This is a genomic window from Mesorhizobium sp. M4A.F.Ca.ET.050.02.1.1 (assembly GCF_003997725.1).
Taxonomy (GTDB): Bacteria; Pseudomonadota; Alphaproteobacteria; order Rhizobiales; family Rhizobiaceae; genus Mesorhizobium.
In genome coordinates, this window is the sequence record NZ_RZSG01000553.1 from 1 (window position 1) to 4058 (window position 4058).

The following is a 4058-nucleotide window of genomic DNA, read 5'->3' on the forward strand; positions in this document are numbered from 1 at the left end:
ATTCCTGGATGGCCTGGCGATTTCGACGTCCGATGTGGTCGACGAAATCGAGCGGCAGATCATCGGTCAGCGGCGGGGCGAAGTATGGTGTGCGCCCAAGGCGGTGGTGCTGCCCGGCGACGACCGCTACATCATGGCGACTCTCGGAGTAGCTACCGAACCTCGGGTACTGGCGACCAAGTCGCTGGTGGTCAATCCCCGTAATTCCGAGCGGGGACTTGCAACGCTTAACTCGCTGATCACCCTTCTCGACGCTGAGACCGGACTGCCGCTAGCTGTGGTCGACGGCAATTGGGTGACCGCGAAGCGCACGGCTGGTCTAAGCGCCGTGGCGGCCCGGCGTCTGGCGCGGGCCGACCCGGCATGCGTCGCGTTCATCGGATGCGGGGTTCAGGCGCGCGGTCATCTCGAAGTTCTGGCCGACCTTTTTCCGTTGCAGGAGATTCGAGCCTTTGCCCGGAGCAAAGGCAGTCGTGAAGCACTCTGCCGGATCGCTGAAACACGTGGTCTCAGAGCAGTCCCGAGCGATACTGCCAAGGCGGCGGTCGAACCCGCCGACATCGTGGTGACGACAGTCACGTTGATACCCGAGCCCGTTCCATTTTTGGATGCCCGATGGCTGAAGGCAGGAGTCTTCGCGACGATGACCGACCTGGCCCTGCCTTGGCTACCCGAAACCATGGCCATCTTCGATCGCATCGTCATAGACGATTTGGTGCAAGAGGCGCAGATGAGCAAACCCATGGTGAGACCCGAACTCGTCGCCGGCGACTTGACCGGTTTGGTCAGCGGCGACGTGCCGGGTCGTCAAAGCGCGAGTGAGCGAACGGCGTTCGCGTTCCGCGGCATGGCGGTCGGCGATCTCGCTATTGCCGGCCTGGCATTTGTGCGCGCGAAAGCGATCGGTGCGCTGGACGATTAGAGGCTTCAACCGACGCCGACATACCGCCTGACCGCCGACGGATCCGCGCGCAATTGCTCGACATCAACCGTCTCGCGGTTGCGGCCGTTCTCGATAAAGCAGACGCGGTCGGCGACCGACAGAACCGCATCGACGCGCTGCTCGACAAGAATGGTGGAGACGCCGCGCTCGCGCAGCTTGGCCACCGTCTCGCGGATCTTGGCGATCATCGACGGCATCAGACCTTCGGTCGGCTCGTCAAGCAGCAGCACCTGCGGTTCGAGGCAGAGCGCACGCGCCATGGCCAGCATCTGCTGCTCGCCGCCGGACAGCGTGCCGGAGCGCTGCCTGAGACGCTGGCGCAGCAATGGAAAAAGGTCGAGGACATTTTCCCGCACGGCCTTGCCCTTGCCGCGCGTCATCAGGCCGATTTCGATGTTTTCCGTCACCGTCATCTCGGCGAACAATCGCCTGCCCTGCGGCACATAGGCGACGCCGGCCTTCGGCACGTCGTGCGCCGCCAGGCCGGTGAGCTCCGTGCCGTCCAGTCTGATCGAGCCGGCCGCCGCCGGAACCAGGCCCATGATCGCCTTCAGCGTGGTCGTCTTGCCGGCGCCGTTGCGGCCGAACAGGCAAAGCACCTCGCCCTTGTTGAGAACAAGGTCGAGCCCGTAGAGGACCTGGACCTCGCCGTAGAAGCAGTCGAGCCCGGAGATGGCCAGCGCCTTGGAGCCTGCCTCAGTCATGGCCGGCCCCGAGATAGGCGTCCTGCACCTGGCGATTCCCGCGCACCTGTTCCGGCGTGCCTTCGGCGAGGATACGACCGGCGTTGAAGACGGTGATGCGGTCGGCGAGCTGCATGACGACCGGCATGTTGTGCTCGATCAGGAGCACGGTGGCGCTTTTGGCGATCTCGCGCACGAGCTCGATGAAATTGTCGATCTCGCTGTCGGCCAACCCTTGCGTCGGTTCGTCGAGGATCAAGAGGCGCGGCTTCAGCGCCAGACCCATCGCCACTTCGAGCAGCCGCTGGTGGCCATAGGATAGCTGGCCCGCCGGCATATGGGCGCGACCGGCAAGGCCGGTGCGCTCGAGCGCGGCCATCACGCCGGCCCTGACCGCGCCCTTGGAACGTCCGTCGGTCAGCGTACGCTGCACCGGCAAAGCGACATTGTCGTAGGCGGAGAGATTGGCGAAGACGCTGGTAATCTGGAAGGTGTAGGCGACGCCGAGGCGAACCCGTCTGTAGGCCGGCAGGCTGGTGATATCGGCGCCATCAAAGACGATCATCCCGGATGAAGGAGGGATGCGGCCGCTGACCAGGCTGACGAAGGTAGTCTTGCCGGCGCCGTTGGGACCGATGACGGCGCGGATCTCGCCCGGCATCAGCGCGAAGTCGACATTGTCGACGGCGCGCAGGCCACCGAAATTGCGGGACAGGCCCTTGGTTGTCAGAAGCGGCATCATGGCAGCCACCCGAGCCAGCGCTGGCGGATGCTGCCCATGATCCCCTTCGGGAAGAACAGCACCAGCAGGATGAGCGCGACGCCGACGATCAGCAGATAGGCCGAGATGAAGCCGCTGGTGATGTCGGTGACATAGTACATGAACAGCGTGCCGATGAGGGGGCCAAGCGCGGTGGCGGCGCCGCCGAGCAGCACCCAGAGCAGCGGCAGGATGGAATACTGCACCGAGGCGAAGCTGGAGCCGACATAGCCGAACAGAAGCGCATAGGCGGCGCCCGAGGCCGCGCAGATGGTGCCGGAGACGACGACGGCGGCGAGCTTGTTGGAGAAGGTGTCGTAGCCGAGCATTTTCGTCCGTTCCTCGTTCTCGCGGACGGCGACCAGCACGCGGCCATAGCGGGAGCGGATGACGGCAAGCGTCGCCAGCAGGACGATGGAGAACAGGGCCAGCGCGCTCATGTAGCGCACGGTCGGGTTGGTGAGGTCGAGCGTCGTGCCGCCCAGGGTCAGCACCCGCGCCGCTTGCTGAACGACTAGGCCCTGGTCGCCGCCGGTCCAGACGGCGAAATAGAGGATGAGCAGCGAAAACACCTGCGCGAACATCATGGTGACGATCATGAAGGCGACGCCGGACGTGCGCAGTGCCAGCACGCCGATGACCAGGGCCAGCAGCGCGCCGCAGACGATGCCGGCCAGGAAGGCGGCCGGCACGCTCCAGCCGAGATGATAGACGCTTAAGCCCGCGCCGTAGAGGCCGGCGGCGAAGAACATGGCATGGCCGAGGCTGAGCAGGCCGACATAGCCGAACAGCAGATTGTAGCCCATAGCGAAGACCGCCAGCACCATGATGCGGGCGATGAGGCCGTGGTGATAGTCCGGCAGGACGAAGCTCAGCGCGAAGAGCAGGGCGATGACGCCGAGATGCAGCGCATAGGCCTTTGCCGGCGAAGCTTCCGTCATCGCGACGCCGTCCCGAACAGGCCTTGCGGCCGGAACACCAGCACCATGGCAACGACAAGCGTGGCGATGATCTTGGCCAGCGTCGGCGAGAAGAACATCGAGATGATGCCATCCGACAGGCCGATCAGCACGGCGGCGACGAGGGTGCCGCGCAGCGAGCCGAGGCCGCCGATGATGACGACGATGAAGGAGAGCAGCAGCGGATCCTGCCCCATCAGATAATGCGCCTGGCTGATCGGCACGATCAGCACCGCGGCTATTGCCGCAAGCATGGCGCCGAGCGCGAAGACGCCGCCATAGACGCGGTCGACCGGAATGCCGAAGGCCTGCGCGGTCTCGCTGTCATACTGGGTGGCGCGCATCAGCAGCCCAACCTTGGTCCGAGTCAGCACCAGCCAGGTGGCGACGAGCAGCAGCGCGGAGGCCGCGACCACCGACAGCTTGTAGCCGGAATAGCCGAACCAGGGCAGCAGGATGCGGTAGCTGAAGGGCGGCTCGACCGGGCGCGCCTCCGGGCCGTAGAAGGTCAGCGCCAGCTGCTGGATGATGTAGAGCATACCGATCGTGGCGACGATGGTGGCTTCCGGATTGTAATTGAGCCGGCGCAGCACCAGCCGCTCGGCGACCAGCGCAACCGCGCCGACGATGAGCGGCGCGATGACCAGCGCGGCGACGAAGCCGAGCGCAGGATGGCCCGATATCGCCGTCGAAATCGCCCAGGCCAGTACCTG

The 4058-nt window shown here is 65.2% G+C and carries 5 protein-coding genes; 1 reads left to right on the forward strand and 4 read right to left on the reverse strand.

Annotated elements, in window-relative coordinates; genetic code table 11:
• Positions 1–4: 4 nt before the first annotated feature.
• A complete protein-coding gene (locus EOA33_RS26685; protein ID WP_127407001.1) occupies positions 5–922 on the forward strand; it encodes an ornithine cyclodeaminase family protein in 918 nt (305 codons plus the stop codon).
• A gap of 5 nt (positions 923–927) precedes the next feature.
• On the opposite strand, the gene EOA33_RS26690 is transcribed toward EOA33_RS26685, so the two are convergent.
• The 4 genes from EOA33_RS26690 to EOA33_RS26705 form a co-directional block, all read right to left on the reverse strand.
• Positions 928–1647 carry an ABC transporter ATP-binding protein gene (locus EOA33_RS26690; RefSeq protein WP_126057013.1) on the reverse strand — a complete coding sequence of 240 codons (720 nt, stop codon included), beginning with the start codon at positions 1645–1647 and terminating at the stop codon, positions 928–930.
• Positions 1640–2368 carry an ABC transporter ATP-binding protein gene (locus tag EOA33_RS26695; protein ID WP_127406999.1) on the reverse strand — a complete coding sequence of 243 codons (729 nt, stop codon included), beginning with the start codon at positions 2366–2368 and terminating at the stop codon, positions 1640–1642. Before EOA33_RS26695 ends, EOA33_RS26690 begins: the two co-directional genes overlap by 8 nt.
• Complete coding sequence (locus tag EOA33_RS26700; protein ID WP_127407000.1) at positions 2365–3327, reverse strand: branched-chain amino acid ABC transporter permease; 963 nt, start codon at positions 3325–3327, stop codon at positions 2365–2367. Before EOA33_RS26700 ends, EOA33_RS26695 begins: the two co-directional genes overlap by 4 nt.
• The coding region (locus EOA33_RS26705; protein WP_145989293.1) for a branched-chain amino acid ABC transporter permease at positions 3324–4058 on the reverse strand (735 nt) is incomplete at its 5' end. The genes EOA33_RS26705 and EOA33_RS26700, both read right to left, overlap by 4 nt.

What these genes read in the sequence shown, in the direction of transcription:
- EOA33_RS26695 (WP_127406999.1), bottom strand. Translation starts at nt 2,368, where the DNA reads ATGATGCCGCTTCTGACAACCAAGGGCCTGTCCCGCAATTTCGGTGGC.
- EOA33_RS26700 (WP_127407000.1), bottom strand. Translation starts at nt 3,327, where the DNA reads ATGACGGAAGCTTCGCCGGCAAAGGCCTATGCGCTGCATCTCGGCGTC.
- EOA33_RS26690 (WP_126057013.1), bottom strand. Translation starts at nt 1,647, where the DNA reads ATGACTGAGGCAGGCTCCAAGGCGCTGGCCATCTCCGGGCTCGACTGC.